The sequence below is a fragment of the Klebsiella sp. BIGb0399 genome, assembly GCF_003752615.1.
GTDB lineage: Bacteria > Pseudomonadota > Gammaproteobacteria > Enterobacterales > Enterobacteriaceae > Klebsiella > Klebsiella lignicola.
Genome location: NZ_RKHT01000005.1, coordinates 1,832,917 through 1,851,132 on the forward strand (window position 1 = coordinate 1,832,917; position 18,216 = coordinate 1,851,132).

14 protein-coding genes are annotated in these 18,216 nt (G+C 54.1%); 3 read left to right on the forward strand and 11 right to left on the reverse strand.

Annotated features, from left to right (window positions below):
- Window positions 1–49: 49 nt before the first annotated feature.
- On the forward strand, window positions 50–934 hold the full coding sequence (gene cdd / locus EDF82_RS08960; protein ID WP_123755144.1) for a cytidine deaminase: 885 nt from the start codon (window positions 50–52) through the stop codon (window positions 932–934).
- A 125-nt stretch (window positions 935–1,059) separates the two neighbouring features.
- Window positions 1,060–1,773 carry an outer membrane permeability protein SanA gene (gene sanA, locus EDF82_RS08965; RefSeq protein ID WP_123755145.1) on the forward strand — a complete coding sequence of 238 codons (714 nt, stop codon included), beginning with the start codon at window positions 1,060–1,062 and terminating at the stop codon, window positions 1,771–1,773.
- 12 nt (window positions 1,774–1,785) lie between these two features.
- On the opposite strand, the gene EDF82_RS08970 is transcribed toward sanA, so the two are convergent.
- The 7 genes from EDF82_RS08970 to folE form a co-directional block, all read right to left on the reverse strand.
- Window positions 1,786–3,189 (reverse strand): GGDEF domain-containing protein, encoded by a 1,404-nt coding sequence (locus tag EDF82_RS08970; protein WP_123755146.1) that lies wholly within the window; start codon window positions 3,187–3,189, stop codon window positions 1,786–1,788.
- A 205-nt stretch (window positions 3,190–3,394) separates the two neighbouring features.
- Window positions 3,395–4,405: a galactose/methyl galactoside ABC transporter permease MglC gene (mglC, locus tag EDF82_RS08975; RefSeq protein WP_123755147.1), complete on the reverse strand. Its 1,011-nt coding sequence runs from the start codon at window positions 4,403–4,405 to the stop codon at window positions 3,395–3,397.
- A gap of 15 nt (window positions 4,406–4,420) precedes the next feature.
- Window positions 4,421–5,941: a galactose/methyl galactoside ABC transporter ATP-binding protein MglA gene (mglA, locus tag EDF82_RS08980; RefSeq protein ID WP_123755148.1), complete on the reverse strand. Its 1,521-nt coding sequence runs from the start codon at window positions 5,939–5,941 to the stop codon at window positions 4,421–4,423.
- A gap of 178 nt (window positions 5,942–6,119) precedes the next feature.
- Complete coding sequence (gene mglB, locus EDF82_RS08985) at window positions 6,120–7,118, reverse strand: galactose/glucose ABC transporter substrate-binding protein MglB (protein WP_123755149.1); 999 nt, start codon at window positions 7,116–7,118, stop codon at window positions 6,120–6,122.
- Between the two features lie 294 nt (window positions 7,119–7,412).
- Window positions 7,413–8,435 carry an HTH-type transcriptional regulator GalS gene (gene galS, locus EDF82_RS08990; protein ID WP_123755150.1) on the reverse strand — a complete coding sequence of 341 codons (1,023 nt, stop codon included), beginning with the start codon at window positions 8,433–8,435 and terminating at the stop codon, window positions 7,413–7,415.
- A 155-nt stretch (window positions 8,436–8,590) separates the two neighbouring features.
- Window positions 8,591–9,748, reverse strand: a complete 1,158-nt coding sequence (gene yeiB / locus EDF82_RS08995) for a DUF418 domain-containing protein YeiB (protein ID WP_123755151.1) — start codon at window positions 9,746–9,748, stop codon at window positions 8,591–8,593.
- A gap of 16 nt (window positions 9,749–9,764) precedes the next feature.
- On the reverse strand, window positions 9,765–10,433 hold the full coding sequence (gene folE / locus EDF82_RS09000) for a GTP cyclohydrolase I FolE (RefSeq protein WP_123755152.1): 669 nt from the start codon (window positions 10,431–10,433) through the stop codon (window positions 9,765–9,767).
- A 266-nt stretch (window positions 10,434–10,699) separates the two neighbouring features.
- Here folE and fghA point away from each other — a divergent pair, with 266 nt between their 5' ends.
- The gene (fghA, locus tag EDF82_RS09005) at window positions 10,700–11,536 is read left to right on the forward strand and encodes an S-formylglutathione hydrolase (protein ID WP_123755153.1); all 837 of its coding nucleotides are present in this window, start codon (window positions 10,700–10,702) and stop codon (window positions 11,534–11,536) included.
- A 70-nt stretch (window positions 11,537–11,606) separates the two neighbouring features.
- On the opposite strand, the gene EDF82_RS09010 is transcribed toward fghA, so the two are convergent.
- The 4 genes from EDF82_RS09010 to yieE all read right to left on the reverse strand — a co-directional run bounded on the left by EDF82_RS09010 (window position 11,607) and on the right by yieE (window position 18,157).
- Entirely contained in the window at window positions 11,607–13,130 is a 1,524-nt protein-coding gene (locus tag EDF82_RS09010; protein ID WP_123755154.1) for an EAL domain-containing protein, read from the reverse strand.
- 213 nt (window positions 13,131–13,343) lie between these two features.
- Window positions 13,344–15,317: a catecholate siderophore receptor CirA gene (cirA, locus tag EDF82_RS09015; RefSeq protein WP_123755155.1), complete on the reverse strand. Its 1,974-nt coding sequence runs from the start codon at window positions 15,315–15,317 to the stop codon at window positions 13,344–13,346.
- 312 nt (window positions 15,318–15,629) lie between these two features.
- Window positions 15,630–17,099 (reverse strand): lysine-specific permease, encoded by a 1,470-nt coding sequence (gene lysP, locus EDF82_RS09020; protein WP_123755156.1) that lies wholly within the window; start codon window positions 17,097–17,099, stop codon window positions 15,630–15,632.
- Between the two features lie 191 nt (window positions 17,100–17,290).
- Window positions 17,291–18,157 carry a DNA-binding transcriptional regulator YeiE gene (gene yieE, locus EDF82_RS09025; protein ID WP_123755157.1) on the reverse strand — a complete coding sequence of 289 codons (867 nt, stop codon included), beginning with the start codon at window positions 18,155–18,157 and terminating at the stop codon, window positions 17,291–17,293.
- Between the last annotated feature and the right edge of the window lie 59 nt (window positions 18,158–18,216).

The following is an 18,216-nucleotide window of genomic DNA, read 5'->3' on the forward strand; positions in this document are numbered from 1 at the left end:
ATTGACGCCCGTACACTAGATTCCCATTACATTGTTAAGAGGCTACGCCATGCACCCACGTTTTCAAGCTGCGCTTCCCCTTCTGGCGGCAGACCTGCAAGCGGCCATCGCCCCGATGCTGAGCGACCCGCATTTTCCGGCTTTGCTGGATGCCGGTCAGGTCGCGACGCTGCGCAATGCGACAGGTCTGGATGAAGACGCGCTGGCTTTCGCGCTGTTGCCGCTTGCGGCGGCCTGCGCCCGTGCCGATCTCTCTCATTTTAACGTTGGCGCTATCGCCCGCGGTATCAGCGGCACCTGGTATTTCGGCGGCAATATGGAATTTCTCGGCGCGACCATGCAGCAAACCGTCCATGCCGAACAGAGCGCCATCAGCCACGCCTGGCTGCGCGGTGAAAAATCCCTGCAGGCCATTACCGTTAACTACACCCCTTGCGGCCACTGCCGTCAGTTTATGAATGAACTGAACAGCAGCCAGCTGTTGCGAATTCATCTGCCGGGCCGCGAAGCGCATTCGCTCCAGCACTATCTGCCGGATGCCTTCGGTCCGAAGGATCTGGAGATCAAAACGCTGCTGATGGATGAACAGGATCACGGTTTCCCGCTGGCGGGCGATGCGCTGGCGCAGGCGGCGATTCAGGCGGCCAACGCCTGCCATATGCCTTACAGCAACTCCCCGTCTGGGGTGGCGCTGGAGTTGAAAGACGGGACCATTTTTTCCGGTCGCTATGCGGAAAACGCCGCCTTTAACCCGACGCTGCCGCCACTGCAGGGCGCCCTGAACCTGCTGAGCCTTAACGGATACGATTATCCGGACATTCAGCGTGCGGTGCTGGCCGAAAAAGCCGACGCGCCGCTGATTCAGTGGGATGCCACCGCGGCAACGCTGAAAGCATTAGGCTGTCACAACATTGACCGGGTACTGCTCGGCTAAATAGCGTGTTATGCGGGCTTTTTAGCCCGCATTGTTGAAAAACCCCGCAATTAAACGATGGTTTCTTGCGCTTGCCCGACGGGTAAAGTAGCCTGATGTCTCCCTTATCCACATGAGCCCGGTGAATGTTAAAGCGTGTGTTATACAGCCTGTTAGTCCTGTTCGGCCTGCTGCTGTTGACCGTGCTGGGTCTTGACCGTTGGATGAGCTGGAAAACCGCCCCCTATATTTATGACGAGCTGCAGGATCTGCCCTATCGCCAGGTTGGGGTGGTGCTCGGTACCGCAAAATACTACCGCACCGGGGTTATCAATCAATATTATCGCTACCGGATTCAGGGCGCGCTCAACGCCTATAACAGCGGCAAGGTCAACTATCTGCTGCTGAGCGGCGACAATGCACTGCAAAGCTACAACGAGCCGATGACCATGCGCCGGGATTTGATCAAAGGCGGCGTTGACCCGGCAGATATCGTCCTCGATTACGCCGGATTCCGCACCCTCGACTCGATTGTGCGCACCCGGAAAGTGTTCGATACCAACGACTTTATTATCATCACCCAGCGCTTCCACTGCGAGCGGGCGCTGTTTATCGCCCTGCATATGGGGATTCAGGCCCAGTGCTATGCGGTGCCGTCGCCGAAAGATATGTGGAGCGTGCGCTTGCGTGAGTTTGGCGCCCGGTTTGGCGCGCTGGCGGATCTCTATATTTTCAAACGCGAACCGCGTTTTTTAGGGCCGCTGATCCCGATCCCCACCCTGCAGGAAGTGCCTGAGGGAGCTCAGTCCTATCCGGCCGTTACGCCAGAGCAGCTGCTGGAGCTGCAAAAGTCAAAATAACGCCCCGCGGGTTTAATCGCTAAATTCAACCGCCCGGTTACGGCCAAGATGCTTGGCCTCATACAGCGCTTTATCCGCCTCATCGACCATTTTTTGATAATCAGGATGGCCGCGATAATAGCTCACGCCAAATGAAGCGCTGAGCGCCACGTTCTCCCCTTCCTGGGTCACAAACGGCGAGGCTTCAATGGTCTGACGAATTTTTTCAACCAGGCTCAGCGTCTGGTCACGCCTGACTTCCAGATAGACGATCATAAACTCTTCCCCGCCGTAGCGGAAAACGTAGTCGCTGGCGCGGGTGTTGTCGGCGAGGATGCCGGCGATATGGCGCAGGACATCATCTCCGGTGGAGTGTCCCCAGGTATCGTTGATCTTCTTGAAGTGATCGACATCGAGCATCACCACCGAAAGGGCGTGCTCATTATCCATCGCCAGTTTGACTTCGTACTTCAGCACCGTCGACAGATAGCGGCGATTAAGCAGATTGGTCAGGACATCTTTGCCGCTTTCCAGACGGTTAGCTTCTTCAAACAGCGAAGTGAACAGGTTATTGATCGTCATGGTCTTCGAGCGAATATCGCTGAGCAGAGACTGAATGGAATCCAGTTCATTGCCAGCGACCTCTCCGCCTTTGATCAGCATATTATCAATCGCATCAATCAGCAGGTTAATTTGTTCTATTTCCGGCTGTTTGCCGAAATGCTGACTGCATTTATGGCGAAACCATAAACCAAATTCGGAGTCGCTGAGTAAATACGAGTGGATATTCGCCGTCCGCGATACCAGGGCGTAGATCAGCGCATTTTCCCAGTTAAATAGCGAGGCCTGCTGCTTACCTTTTTCCAGTTCAAGGTTAGCGATTAAATTATGCAGGCGGTATGACTCTTCATTTTTAGCTTCGCTGAACTGATAGTTTTCATAGGCATAGGTCATCAGTTCGCTGGCGATTTGAATCGATACCGAGACATATTGCTGCATCAGCGTATTGAGGTGGCTATCGAGGGACAGCGACTGAATATACTGCAGCATTGAGCGGGTGATGATGCGCATCCCTTTCAGCACCAGGCTTGCCGGGATCCCCACCCGCGAGTGGATATTACCGATGGTGAACTGCTGGCCAGCGAACGCCAGCAGCGCGTCGCCTTTTAAGGTCAGGGCGTTAATAATCCAGGTCCGCATCGAGTGGCGCAAACGTGTCTGGACCATCTCCGAGGAGAGGAATTTCTCCGCGTAGGGGTCCTCAAGCATAATGCTATAAAATTGCTCCGCGAGCTCCGCGGCTTTTTCATCGGCAATGCTTTGTAATTTAACAAAAACGGATTCAGAAATCTGTGTTGATAACTCAATCCACTCAGTGACAATTTGTTCGCTATATCTCATAAAACCACTCAACGCTTCTATCAATGTGCTTTTCATTAAAATGAGAGTAACTCCCTCATTAATGAAGATATTATTATCTTTTTGACAAAGATAAAAACCAGGCTATCTTCCTCCAAAACCGAGGAAAAGAGAATTATTCCCCCGGGTTTATTTATCTAATTTTGGACTTTAGTTCAGCGGCGCTTACGAGTGAAAAAAAAAAAGCCCGCGCGGTTGGCGCGGGCGATTTCACTGCGGAATATTATTTCTTACGCGCGTATTTCAGGGAATCCAGCGCGACGGCGAAGATAATAATCGCCCCTTTAATAATATACTGCCAGTAAGGGTTTACGCCGATATAGGTCAGGCCGTAGTTGATTACCGTAAAGATGATAACCCCGGTCACCACCCCAAACACGGTACCCACACCGCCGCTGAACGATACGCCGCCGACCACGCAGGCCGCGATGGCATCCAGTTCATACATAAAGCCGAGGTTGTTGGTCGCCGAGCCGATACGCCCCGCTTCCAGCAGACCACCGAAGGCATAGAACACGCCGGACAGCGCATAAATCACCAGCAGGTTCAGCGCGACGTTGACGCCAGAGACTTTGGCGGCTTCCGGGTTACCGCCGATAGCAAAGATGTTTTTACCAAAGCGGGTTTTATTCCACAGGATCCACACGAAGAACACCGCAATCAAGGCGTAGAACGTGATGTATGACAGGCGGAAGGTCCCCAGCGCCACAAACCCTTGGGCAAACTGCGAGAAGTGGCTGTCAAAGCCGGAGATCGGCGAGGCGCCCACAAAATCGTAGTACAGGGAGTTAATACCATAAACGATGATCATCGTACCGAGCGTGGTAATAAACGGCGTCACGTTCAGGTAAGCAATGATAATACCGTTAATCAGGCCGATAATGGCGCCAATCGCGCAGACCAGCAGGATCACCAGCGGAATCGGCATGGTTGCCATATCCGGGAACACCTTGTTGGCATTATCGACGGCCTGCAGCATGGTGGCAGCAATAACCGCCGCCAGGCCTACCTGACGTCCGGCAGACAGGTCGGTCCCCTGGGTAACAATCAGCCCGGCCACGCCAAGGGCGATAATAATACGCACCGAGGACTGGGTCAGGATGTTACTGAGGTTCAGCAAACTTAAAAACGTAGGGTCCTGGAAAATAATAATGGCCAGCAAAACCAAAAGAACAACGTAAATCCCACCTTCTTTCAGGTAGGTGAGAAAACTTTTTTTATTTAACGCGCTCATGAGAAGCCCCTGCTCTTAAAGATGCAACGACGCAAGACGTAAAATCTCGTTTTGCGTAGTAGTTTTTGTCTCAACAATGCCGGCGACAAGACCATTGCTCATCACCAGAATACGGTCGGTAATACCCAGCAGCTCCGGCATCTCGGAGGAGATAATGATGATCCCTTTCTCTTTCTTCGCCAGCTCAGCAATCAGCTGGTAAATCTCGAATTTCGCGCCAACATCGATTCCGCGCGTGGGTTCATCAAGCATTAAAATTTCCGGCTGGGTTAATAACCAGCGTCCAATAATGACTTTCTGCTGGTTACCGCCGGACAATGAACCAATTTGCGTGTGCTGGCCGGGGGTTTTCACCCGCATCGAATCAATTACCCACTGGGTATCGCTTTTCATGCGCGAATTATCCAGTAAGCCAACCCTGTTTTTATATTTCTTAATATTGGAGATCAGTGAGTTAAAACCGATATCCAGGTACGCGTAAATCCCGGTGGAGCGCCGCTCTTCGGTAACCAGGGCAAAGCCGTGGTTAATCGCTTCATTGGCGCTATGGTTATTTATTTTCTTACCGTGCAGCGTAATAGTGCCGCCTGACTTCTCGCGGATACCGAAAATGGTCTCCACAATATCGGTACGCTTGGCTCCCACCAGCCCGGCGATGCCGAGGATTTCGCCTTTGTGCAGGTCGAAAGAGATGTCGCGAATCGACGGCTGGCGCAGCGACGTCAGGTTGCGGACTTCAAGGATCACCTCACCCGGTTTGTTTTCACGGTCCGGAAAGCGCTGGTTGAGGGAGCGCCCCACCATCATGGCGATGATCTTGTCCATATCCAGGCCTTCGAGCGGCTGGGTGGCAATCCACTGACCGTCGCGCAGAACGGTAATCTCATCACACAGCTGGAAAATTTCTTCCATCTTATGCGAGATATAGACAATGCCGCAGCCGCGTTCTTTCAGCTTACGGATGATCTTAAACAGGTGATTGACCTCTTTCTCCGTCAGCGACGAAGTCGGCTCGTCCATAATGACGATTTTCGCGTCATAGGAGAACGCCTTCGCGATTTCAATCATCTGCATCTGCGATACTGACAGCGTACCGACGCGCGCGCGCGGGTCGATATCGATATCCAGTTCATCAAAGATCCCTTTGGTATCGCGATACATTTTATCCTGATCGACAAACACGCCTTTGGTGGGATAACGCCCCAGCCACATGTTGTCCATCACCGTACGTTGCAATACCAGGTTTAATTCCTGATGCACCATTGAAATACCGTTTTCCAGGGCCTCTTTCGCCGAATGGAAATCGATCTCTTTACCCTGAAAAAGAATACTGCCGGAATCTTTTTGATAGATCCCAAAAAGGCATTTTAATAATGTTGATTTGCCCGCACCGTTCTCTCCCATTAATGCATGAATAGAATGAGGACGGACTTTCAGATTGACATTATCGAGCGCCTTGACGCCAGGAAACGATTTGTTGATGTTGCTCATTTCCAACAAAAATTCGCCTGACCGTTCGCTATTATTGCTGACCATAGTTATACCTGGCTGCGTTCATGCACACCCCAACCGACGAATGAACGCCGAAGTCAGGATCTGGTTCTGTATCAGGAATAATCGGGCGGGAATACCCGGAGTCTTTCTGCTTGCAGTAACATTAACTGTCCTGCCACCTAAATACTCCGGATAATAATCCGCGCCCGTAACTCAATAATTATTTACCGGTAAACTGGCTCAGATTGTCTTTATCTACGCCAACGTAAGGAACGCGGACGATTTTATTCTCAATCTTCCAGTTGGTGCCTGCTGCCGGTTCTTTCCCGTCAGCCAGGTTTTTCGCCAGATCGAAGGTCGCTTTAGCCTGGTTGTTGGCATCGTTCAGCACGGTACCAGCCATTGCACCGGATTTAACCAGCGCCAGCGCTTCAGGCAGGGCATCGACGCCGAACACCGGAATGCTGCTCTTGTTGTGTGCTTTCAGCGCTTCAACAGCACCCATCGCCATGGCGTCGTTGTTAGCAATAACGACTTCAATTTTGTTGGCGTTCGGGCCAGACAGCCACGCGTCCATCTTGTCTTTAGCCTGCGCGGTATCCCACATCGCCGTGTCTAATGCCAGCTGCTGAGTTTTGAAGCCTTTGTCGTTCAGCTCTTTAATCACGTAGGTGGTACGTGCTTCAGCATCCGGATGTCCTGGCTCGCCTTTCAGCAGCACAAACTGAATCTGACCATCTTTGTTGAGATCCCAGTTCGGGTTTGCTTTCCAGTGTTTGGCAATCAGGTCACCCTGAATCACGCCGGACTCTTTTGAATCGGTCCCGACGTAATAAGCTTTATCGTAGCTATCCAGCGCTTTGCGGGACGGCTCTTTGTTAAAGAACACCACCGGCACGTTCTGACCACGTGCTTTATCGATAACGGTACCCGCAGCCGCCGGGTCCACCAGGTTGATGGCCAGCGCTTTCACCCCTTTCGCCAACAGGACGTCAATCTGATCGTTCTGTTTTGACTGGTCGTTCTGCGAGTCATTCATCAGCAGCTGCACGTCCGGCGCTGATTTGCCGTCTTTTTCGATAGCCTTACGCACCACCGACATAAAGTTGTCGTCATATTTATAAATGGTTACGCCGATGCGGGTATCAGCTGCGTGCGCCGCGGCGCCAAATAACATGCTCGCCATAACAGCAGACAGGGTTAACACCTTCTTATTCATGGAATCTCCGGTTTTTTTTATGCAGGGTCGTTGGTGTGAAAATAGCGGGCGGGCATCTGTTACATAAAAGTTACCGCACAACCATGTTCACGACTGTAATTCTGTCTTCCATGTAGGGTAACGCTCCAGAAATACGACTTTATTACGCGTTTAACGCCTTATTCCTACGGTAAAAGTGATTACTCACCGTGATAGAGTGGTTCAGACTAGTAAACGCGGCCATCATAATCAGTTGAATGTTAATATACTGTGAATTTACTCACAGATTGAAAGCGGTTACATAACGCCGCATCATCAGTTAGTGATCGGCCCCGCACTTTGCCGTTGCAGCACGGAATGACGACGCACCAGCGTTGGCATAAAGCAGTGACGCGCCTCATGATCCAGCTTGCCGGCCGCCCCCAACAACGCCAGTTCCGTCGCCAGTTTTGCCATCGACATCACCGGGTAACGCACCGTGGTCAGCTGCGGGTCGGTGTAACGCGAAATCGGGATATCATCGAAGCCAATGAGTGACAGATGCTGCGGTACCGCAATGCCGTTATCTTTCAGCGTCGTCAGCGCCCCGGCAGCCATGCTGTCGTTATAGGCAAAGACGGCCGTCAGGCCTAAATTACGCCCCAGCAGTTCGACCATTGCCGCTTCCCCGCCCTGCATATCCGGCGTTCCTGAGCCGACCCAGCTGTCCGGCGCGATAATGTTTTGCTCCTGCAACGCCTTAAACCACCCTTCCCGACGCATATCGTCATCTTCAATGCCGTGGTTTGAAGAGAGGTAGCCGATGCGTTGATGGCCATGATTGAGCAGCATTCGCGTCGCCATCAGCGCGCCGCTGACGTTATCCAGTCCGACGCAGCGATGGGCGTAGCCGGGCACGATGCGGTTGATCAGCACCATCCCCGGAATATGCTCCATAAAGTCGCCTAGTTCGGCGTCGCTCAGGGCTTTGGAGTGAACAATCAGGGCGGAACAGCGCTGGCGGATCAGGACTTCAATGGCATGACGCTCTTTTTCCGCCTCATGGTAGCTGTTGCCGATCAGCACATATTTTTGATGCTGCTGCGCGACGGTATCCACCGCTTTGACCAGCGCGCCGAAGAAGGCATCCGAGACGTCCATCACCACCACGCCGATGGTATCGCTGACCTGCGTCGCCAGCGCCTGGGCGTTGGCATTCGGCCGGTAGCCCAGCTGCGTTACCGCTTTCATTACATTTTCCCGTGTATCCGGGCTCACCAGCGCGCTGTTGTTCAGCACACGTGAGACGGTCGCCACGGAAACACCCGCCTGACGGGCGACATCACGAATGGTGATCATGCTCACCGACCTTAAGAAAATTGTAAGACGCCACACCCACCTCCTGTGTTCAGCAAGGTGGCTATTCTGGCAGCGACCTGCGGCCCACTACGTGAGTGATGTCACAAGCCTGGAAACGGTTACATCCGTTTTGTTAATGATTGTGATCGAGATCGTTATCTGGATGTGTTTTTTGATGAGGTGCCTGACGCACGAAGCGTTAGCTGACGCCACAACCATTCCACCGGCCCCTGGCGGAAATAGCGCAGCCACATTAGCGAGAAGGTGATATTGATGGCCCACACCGGTAGCACCAGGGCTAACAGGTGCAAGCGGTCAAACTGCATAAACAGGCCAAAGCGGTAGAAAATGGTGGTACAGATCAGCGTCTGGAGCAGGTAGTTGGTTAACGCCATCCGCCCGACGCAGGCTATCGCCCCCACCAGCCGGAACTGGCACAACCATGGCCAGAAGCCCCACGCCAGCGCAGCATAACCAATGGTTTGTAACGGGGCGCCCAGCTCACGCGGCGCCTGTAACAGGAACGCACACCAGCGCGGATCCCAGTCGAGATGCCACTGGGCAACAATAGCAGGGATATTTACCGCCATGCCGGCGGCAATCAGCAATACACCGGTGCGCCGGTAATGACTGAGGCTAAACTGCCCTTTTAACCAGCCGCTGCGCATCAATGCCGCGCCCATCAGCATCATCCCCGCGAGCTGCCAGCCATATTGCGCCCCCAGCGCCAGCAGGTTATCGGAAAGCAGGTCGGCACGATTGCTCACCGCTTCCATCCCGCCGTTGAGCTTCCAGTATTGTTCATACTGTAAATTCGCCGCATCGGGCACCCATGAGCGGTTTGGCGTGCCGCCGGAAATCAGTCCCAGCAGCACCAGCACCGCAACGCCAATCAGGTACAGCACAACGCCGGTATTAAACAGCGACTTGAGGTGATGGGCATCGCGCACCATCCGCCAGGTCACCAGCCCGACTAAGGCATAGGCCAGCAGGATGTCGCCATCCCAGAAAAACAGGCCGTGGATAAAGCCCAGCAGCGCCAGCAGCGTCAGACGCGACTGGATCCAACGTTTGCCGCGCGGCAGCAGCATCTGTAGACCGGCACCAAACAGCAGGGCAAACAGCGTCAGGAATTTGACCTGCGCGAACAGATCGAGGATCGCCCAGGTCCAGGCATCGCTTGAGGTGATAGTCCCGGACCAGGCCGGATTGAGGTAAGCCGCCTTCGGCAGGCCGAAGGCGTTGATATTCAGGAGCAGGATACCGAGGATGGCCACGCCGCGCACAAAATCCAGCGTGACATTTCTCTCCATGTAACCTGCCCTTTGATTAGTTGTGATGGCGAACGGCGCGCAGGAACTCCTGGCGAGTGTTCTGGCTGGATTTAAACAGACCGCCCAACGACGTGGTGGTGGTGGCGCTGGTTGCATCACGGATGCCACGCGCTTTGACGCAGTAATGCACTGCATCAATCGATACCGCCACGTTGTTGGTGCCGAGCAGGGTCTGTAGCGCGGTTAAAATCTGCTGGGTCAGACGTTCCTGAACCTGCGGACGCTGCGAGAAGAACTGCACGATGCGGTTAATTTTCGACAGACCAATCACCGAATCTTTCGGAATATAGGCGACCGTCGCTTTACCATCGATGGTGACAAAGTGGTGTTCGCAGGTGCTGGTCAGCGTAATATCACGCACGGTGACCATTTCATCGACCTGCATTTTATTTTCGATAACGGTGATTTTTGGGAACCTGGCATAATCCAGACCGGAAAAAATCTCGTCAACGTACATTTTGGCAATGCGTCGTGGGGTTTCCACCAGGCTGTCATCGGTCAGATCAAGATTCAGCAGCTGCATAATCTCGGTCATGTGTCCGGCTATCAGGCGCTTGCGCGTTTCATTATCAAGTTCTTGTACTGGCGGACGCAACGGCGTCTCCAGCCCACGAGCGACCAGCGCTTCATGAACGAGTATGGCTTCTTTACTCAGTGCTGACATTTAGGTTCTCCTGCAGGTGTCGCGCTCTTTGCTCTATGAGGGCAAAGTTTGCATCCATTGTGCGTGAGGTGACGCACATAATCCAGTAGCCGAAACGATAATTGTTGAAATTTGCGTTAGCTATCAACCAGCACAGACATGTTGGCTAAAAGTTGCATTAATGATGCAATATCTTGCTGAAAGGAGAAAGTGAAAGTTGCTCACGGGCACATGAAATATCTGTATTATGGCCTGTCACGCGCACTTATCTTCCTGAGGAGCCCGGCATGGAATTGCTTGAAGAGCACCGCTGTTACGAAGGCCGGCAGCAACGCTGGCGGCACGACTCCAGCACCCTGAATGTTCCAATGACCTTCAGCATCTTTTTACCCCCATCGCAGACAGAAACCGCGCCGCCGGTGCTGTACTGGCTGTCAGGGTTAACCTGTGATGATGAAAACTTCACTACCAAGGCCGGCGCTCAGCGAATCGCCGCCGAGCTGGGCATTGTCCTGGTAATGCCGGATACCAGCCCGCGCGGCGATAACGTCGCTGACGATAGCGGCTGGGATCTTGGCAAAGGCGCCGGCTTTTATCTTAACGCGACCGAAGCCCCGTGGTCCGAACATTACCGCATGTATGACTACGTGCGTGACGAACTGCCCGCGCTGATTCGCTCGCAGTTTAACGTTGGCGAGCGCTGCGCCATCAGCGGCCATTCCATGGGCGGCCACGGCGCGCTGATCATGGCGCTGAAAAACCCGGGCCGTTTTGTCAGCGTGTCCGCTTTCGCCCCTATCGTGAACCCGACGCAGGTTCCGTGGGGACAAAAAGCCTTCAGCGCATACCTGGGTGCCGATACTTCGGCATGGCAGGCGTGGGACAGCTGTGCATTGCTGCAGGCCAGCCAGGCCGCCGACGCCATCCCGACCTTAATTGATCAGGGTGATGGCGATACCTTCCTGGCGGTACAGCTTCAGCCGGCAGTGCTGGCAGAGGTCGCCCGCCAGAAAGCGTGGCCGTTAACCCTGCGGATCCAGCCGGGTTACGATCACAGCTACTATTTCATCGCGTCGTTTATCGAAGACCATTTACGCTTCCACGCCCGCTATCTGCTGGGCTGACGTACCGCCTGTGCGCCTCACGGCGCACCGGCTCTCGCCACCGCAGCTTAGCGCCTGTCCCTGTAGGCACTTATTCCAGAACCACCGTTTCTTTCTTCTTAGAAAGCAATATTTTAATAAAGTCGACGTAAGAAACCGGTTTAAAGAAATAATACCCCTGCAATAAGGTGACATTTTTCCCGTTGAGATAATTGAGCTGCTCCTGCGTCTCAACACCTTCCGCGACAATCCGTAAGGAGAGCTTGCCCGCCATTTCCAGCACGCAATCCAGCAGCTTCGTCGATTCTTCAAGGTCGTTAACCCGCCCGACAAAACTCTTATCAATTTTGATGTAGTCAATGTTCAAATCGTGCAGATAGGACAACCCGGAATACCCGGTGCCAAAATCATCCAACGCAATGGAAAAACCGCGGGCGTGTAAGGTATTGAGATTGGCAATCAGTTGCTCATCCACATGCAACGGTTCGCGTTCGGTCACTTCGAGCACCAGTTTCAAATTTTGGTTGAGAAAACCCTCCCGGTATTTCAGGCAATCCGCCATAAACAGCGGCGAGCTGATATGCGACGCGCTGAAGTTGATCCCAATATGAAAACCATCAGGCAGTTTCTCGCTAAGTTTGTTCATCTGCGAGACGACCTGAGTCATCAGGCTTTGGGTCAGAGGAATGATCAGCCCGGTTCGCTCCGCCAGCGGGATAAACGCCACCGGGGAAATAATCCCAATTTGCGGATGCTTCCAGCGGGCCAGCACCTCGACGCCATAGATCGCCCCGGTTCTCCCATTGACCACCGGCTGGTAGAACGGGACAATTTCGCCGTTGGCAATCGCTTTGCGCAGCGTATCTTCGGGGGTGGTGTATTTATTGGCGTACTTCAACAATAGCCACGCCAGCGCGCAAGAGACAAACAAAATAAAGACCAACAAACCCGCTCCTTGATGAATCATGCGCCTGGCGCTAAAAAATGGCGGCAGGTTATATTCGATACCAAACGGAAAGTCGGCCGACTGAAACAATCCGGTGGTAGCCGTGCTGAAGCTGGCTTTTCTGACGTCCCCTGTATAGCCAATCGCCTTATCACCCACCACTAATGAAAACGCGGTATTTTGCACATTACTGTTCAGGGCATCACGAATATGGACGTCGCTGATGCTGATAATAATTTTGACGTTCCCGGAGATCTGCTGATAGACCAGCACCGGGCGATTATTCACGGTGTTCATCGCCGCAATAAGCATTAACGGCTCTGGCGGTAAAGAGTGAAGGCGGGAAAGCAGCACCCGGTTACCGGGGAGCGAGGAACACCATACTTTATCCCCTTTGATGATCAATAACGTTCTGAGGTGCGGCTTCAGCGCCGCCTCGGTGCCAAGCTGAAACTGCCCTTCTGGCGTACACCCTTTGAGGGCGACATCGCGCGCGGTGGTGGTTGCATCTCGCGCTTCATCCAGAAAGACGTTGATCTTTCTTGCTGTCTGATAGGCCGCGCTGGTGTTATTTATTCTGGCTAAATACCAGAGCTGCATATTTAAAATAAACACACCGACGCTAAAAAAAAGTACCGCAACCAAAGCCGGAAGTATGACGTTGCGCATTATTATTGTTCTCTATCAATAGGGATTCGAGTTGAGAAATAACGTCAGCATGAAATTTCAGGAGAGCATCAGCCATCCTGAAGCAGGATGGCTGCGTCTCTCTCTAATAGTGTATACGCCATTTTGCGCCGCGCATGGTTCTGTGCGACAGGAAAACAGAGGCACAATAATAGCGGGCAGCCGGCGATCGCGACTGCCCGGTTGGCGGGTTAATTAAAAGCGGTAATCCACGGCCATAAAGTAGCGGCGACCTTCTTCCGTGTAGCTATAGTCGTCGCGGCTCAGGTCTTTATCCCCGACGTTCAGCACGCCGGAACGCAGCTTCACGCTCTTCGTCACCTGCCAGGCGGCACCGACGTCAAACATGGTGTACCCTCCCGGCGTTTTTGAGGTGGCGCTGACCGCACGCTGCTCGCCGGTATAATTTGCGGTGACGTAGAAGGACCAGTCGTCCAGCGGCGTCCAGTCCAGCGTGCCGTTAGCGGTATGGAACGGCAACGACTGCAGTGGCTTATCCCCACCGTTGCTGAGATCGCGGCCATCGTTGTAGGTGTAGTTCACCGTCAGCTTCCATTCGTCGCCAAACGGCACTTTCACTTCGGTTTCCACCCCTTTGATACGCGCTTTGTTGACATTGAAGTAGCGGAAGACCGGCACGCGTTTGCCATTGACCGTTTTCCAGCCGACAAAGTTCGGATAGCCCGGCGCTTCGCTGGCGCTGGAAGTACGCAGAATATCGATCATATCGTCGACGTTATTCTGGAAGGTGGTCACGCTGCCTTCCACGCCCTCCAGCAGCCCTTCTTCGCCGCGGTAGTACAGGCCAATCTCGAAGCTTTCGCTGGTTTCCGGTTTCAGGTCCGGGTTACCGATGATGCTACAGGAGCCACGGCAGGAGTTGGTGGTCCAGTCCGGGTTCAGCTGCAGCAGCGACGGCGCTTTAAAGGCCGTTGCCCAGCCGCCCTTCACGGTAACGGTGTCGGTCGCGTTATAGACCAGATAAGCACGCGGGCTCCAGTGATCGCCGTAGGTCTGATGGTCATCCATACGAATGCCGGTGGTTAACGCCAGCGGTTCGAAAATACGCCACTCATCTTCAAGAAACAGCGCGTACTGGCTGGCGGAAGTGGATTTCCCGCCGCTGCTCAGGTTGACGGGGTCTTTCAGCTTATCGTGGCGCCATTCACCACCGAAGGTCAGCATCTGGTTAATCACCCCCAGCGGCAGCACATATTTACCGTCGATGGCGTTGCTTTCGGAGGTGATCGTGCCGTCCTGCCCTGGGTTTTTGTTATCGACTTTTTCGCCGTAGAACTTCAGTTCGCTGTTGCCCATATCCCAGCGACCGTTATGGCTGAGGGAGTAGTTCTGGCGCTCAAGGCGGTTGCGATCCAGGGAGTCGGAATCACGGTCCTGGCGGTCGAAACCGTAGCCGGCCGTGATGTCCTGGTTATCAGTTGGGGTCCAGGCAAACTCGACGTTGCCGTCGCGGCTGGTAAAGCCTTCGATACGTGGCGTTTCGCCCGCGGCGTTGCTGGAAGCCTGCTGATCGTCTTTGGCGCGTTTCGCCAGGTTACCGTAGGCTTTCATGCCCAGCACGCCGTCAATCAGCGGGCCGCCGGTGAAGAACTGGCCGTTGTAGGTATCTCCGCGATCGCGGTGTTCCTGAATGGTGGTATCGGCGCTCAGCGTGCCGGTCCATTTCTGGCCGACTTTTTTGGTGATGATGTTGACCACGCCGCCGAGGGCGTCGGAGCCGTACAACGAGGACATTGGCCCGCGTACCACTTCAATCCGCTCGATAGCGTCAACCGGCACCCAGTTTAAATCGAAATCGTTGTGGCGGAAGACGGCGTTACGGGAGTTTACGCGTTTGCCGTCAACCAGGATCAGCGTGTAGCTGCTGTCGAGGCCGCGAATACTGACGCCCTTGCGGTTGTCGCCTTCGTTGGTGAGCTGTACACCAGGCACATCGCGCAGGACATCTTTAAGGTTCTGAACCGGGCGGCGCTGTAAATCCTGCTGGGTAATGACGCTGATACTGGCCGGCGCATCCTTCACGCTCTGTTCCGTCGCCGCGGCGGTGACCACCAGCGTTTCTTCATTGACTTCGGCAAGGGCCGGAAACGCCAGCGATACGACGGATGCGCACAATCCCGCCCGGACAAAAGGGTTTAACCTGAACATTCCATATCTCCATGAGGTTCATAACGAATCAAACAAAAGGTGCAATTAACACGTACAGTCGGCGCACTGCTCATAGGCGGCGCGCGCGGAATAGTTTTACCGTTGACGTGGCTGGTCACCTCTTGCCGGCGGTTATGGCCTGCAAGCTATGGAGATTGGCTTCATCCTGAATATGCGAGGATGATAAAGATAATGATTTCCATTATCAATAAAATTATGGAGAATTGTATCAGTTTGTAAGTTGCGACGAGCATAAAAAAACCCTCTCATAAAAGAGGGTTTTATCACTACTGCCCCGCGTTTTGCCGGGCGTTAGCCTTTAAAGCGCTGCGGGAACTTCATTTCGCTATAGCGGACGAAACGGGTGCCTTTTGCCAGCTTGTAACCAAACCAGATCACCAGGAACAGCGGAATACCGATATAGGTTGCCGCTACACCGCCCCAGTCAATGGTATCTTTCAGGAACGCTTCATAGTTCTGGCCCAGGGTAATGATCAGGCACAGCACGAAGGCGAAGATCGGCCCCAGCGGGAAGAATCCTGAACGATATGGCAGGTCATTCAGATCGTTACCCTGCAGCACGTAGCCGCGGCGGAAACGATAGTGGCTGATGGCAATCCCCAGCCAGGCGATAAAGCCCGTCATGCCCGAGGTGTTGAGCAGCCACAAATAGACGGTCTGATTACCGAACATCGAGCTCAGGAAGCACAGCCCCGCAATCACCGTCGTCGCATACAGCGCATTGCGCGGCACGCCGCCACGGGAGAGCTTTGAGAAAATGCGCGGCGCTTTGCCATCACAGGCCAGGGTATAGAGCATACGCGTTGAGGCATACATTCCCGAGTTACCCGCCGACAGCACCGCCGTCAGGATAACCGCGTTCATGATTGCCGCCGCTGACAGCAGCCCCGCATGCTGGAACACCAGGGTGAACGGGCTGACGGAAATGTCTTTCACGTCGTTACGCAGCAGGCTTGGGTCGGTATACGGAATAATCAGGCTGATGATCAGAATCGCGAACACATAGAACAGCAGGATACGCCAGAACACCTGCCGCACCGCGCGCGGAATGTTCTTCTCCGGGTTTTCAGACTCACCGGCCGCAATGCCGATAAGTTCGGTGCCCTGGAACGAGAAGCCGACAATCATCGCCACGCCGATCATCGCCGCGAAACCACCGGCAAACGGCGCATCATCGATCGCCCAGTTGCTCCAGCCCGCAGGCTCCGCACCTTTAAAGATACCGACGATCATCATCACGCCGACAATAATAAAGATAATGACGGTGGCAACTTTGATCAGCGAGAACCAGTATTCCGCTTCGCCAAACCCTTTCACCGAGATCCAGTTCAGCAGGAACATAATCCCGAGGAACAGCGCGCTCCAGATCCAGCCGGGGGTATCCGGGAACCAGTAGCTCATCACCAGCTGTGCGGCGACAAGGTCAACGGCAATGGTGACGGCCCAGTTGTACCAGTAGTTCCAGCCCAGCGCGAAGCCAAAGCCTTCTTCAACGTAGTTTTGACCGTAGGTCGCGAAGGAACCGGAGACCGGCATATATGCCGCCAGTTCGCCAAGGCTGGTCATCAGGAAGTAGACCATCAGACCGATTAAGATATAAGAGAGCAGAGCGCCGCCTGGGCCTGCCTGAGAAATCGTTGCGCCAGATGCAACGAAAAGACCTGTACCGATGGAACCGCCGATTGCGATCATGGTCAAGTGGCGCGCCTTTAATTCACGGCGTAAGCCGGGCGCTTCTGTGGTTTTAGTATCCGAAACCATGTGAAAATGCTATCCATCCAAAAAACGAGGCGCGATTGTAGCAGACGATCCGGGTTCTATCCGGTACAAATGCGAAGTTATAAGAGAGCTTCATGATCGATCATAAATTATTAGTAAAGCACTAATCCCCGGAATTGCCAGCGATCCTCCCGCGATCTCTCACGATAATGAAGCCATACCTGGCCGGTGATTTACACCTGGCAGTAATGCAGAAAACGTTGTAATGCCTTAGAAATATGTTTTTGCCGATGGTGAATCCGCCACAGCGTGCGGGTCAGATTCGGCAGCGGCACCGTCAGCTCCACCAGTGACCCGACCTCCAGCTGCTCGGCGATAACCCGCCGGGAAAGGCAGCTGATGCCAAGTCCGTGACGCACGGCGTGCTTGATGGCCTCCGAGTTCCCCAGCTCCATCCCCAGATGAAATGCTGGCAAATGCGACAGCAGCAGGTAGTCGACGATTTCGCGCGTGCCGGAGCCGTGCTCACGCAAAATCCACGGCGCTTCCGCCAGACGTTGCAACGTGACCTCGCCCTGCAGCAGCGGCGAATCCGGGGCGGCGAACACCACCAGTTCATCTTCCAGCCACGGCTCGGCAATAATATCTGCCGCATGGCAGGGACCTTCGATAAGCCCGATGTCCACCCGCAGATCGGCGACCGCATTGATTACGTCCTGGCTATTCCCCACACTCAGCTCCAGCGGCAGGTCGGGAAAGTCGCGACGGTAGTGGGCGATGATGCCCGGCAGAATATAGTTACCGATGGTGCTACTGGCATAAACCCGAATCGCGCCGTTGTCGCCGCGAAACAGTTCTTCTATCTCGATTGCACGCTCCAGAAGCGCTAACGCCCGCGGGTAGAGCAGCCGCCCGTGTTCGTTCACCACCAGCCGCTTCCCTACGCGGTCGAACAACTGCACCCCTAACTGCCCTTCCAGATCGGTCAGGGCGGCGCTGACCGCCGACTGCGACAGCGCCAGCATCTGCGAGGCCTGGGTGGTTGAACCGCTCTTAAGCACCTCAGCAAAAACTTCCAGCTGTCGTAACGTGATATGCATAACTCATCCTGCCCGTCTTCCAACGCGAGTATCCGATAACCCGACGTAACCTGTGGATA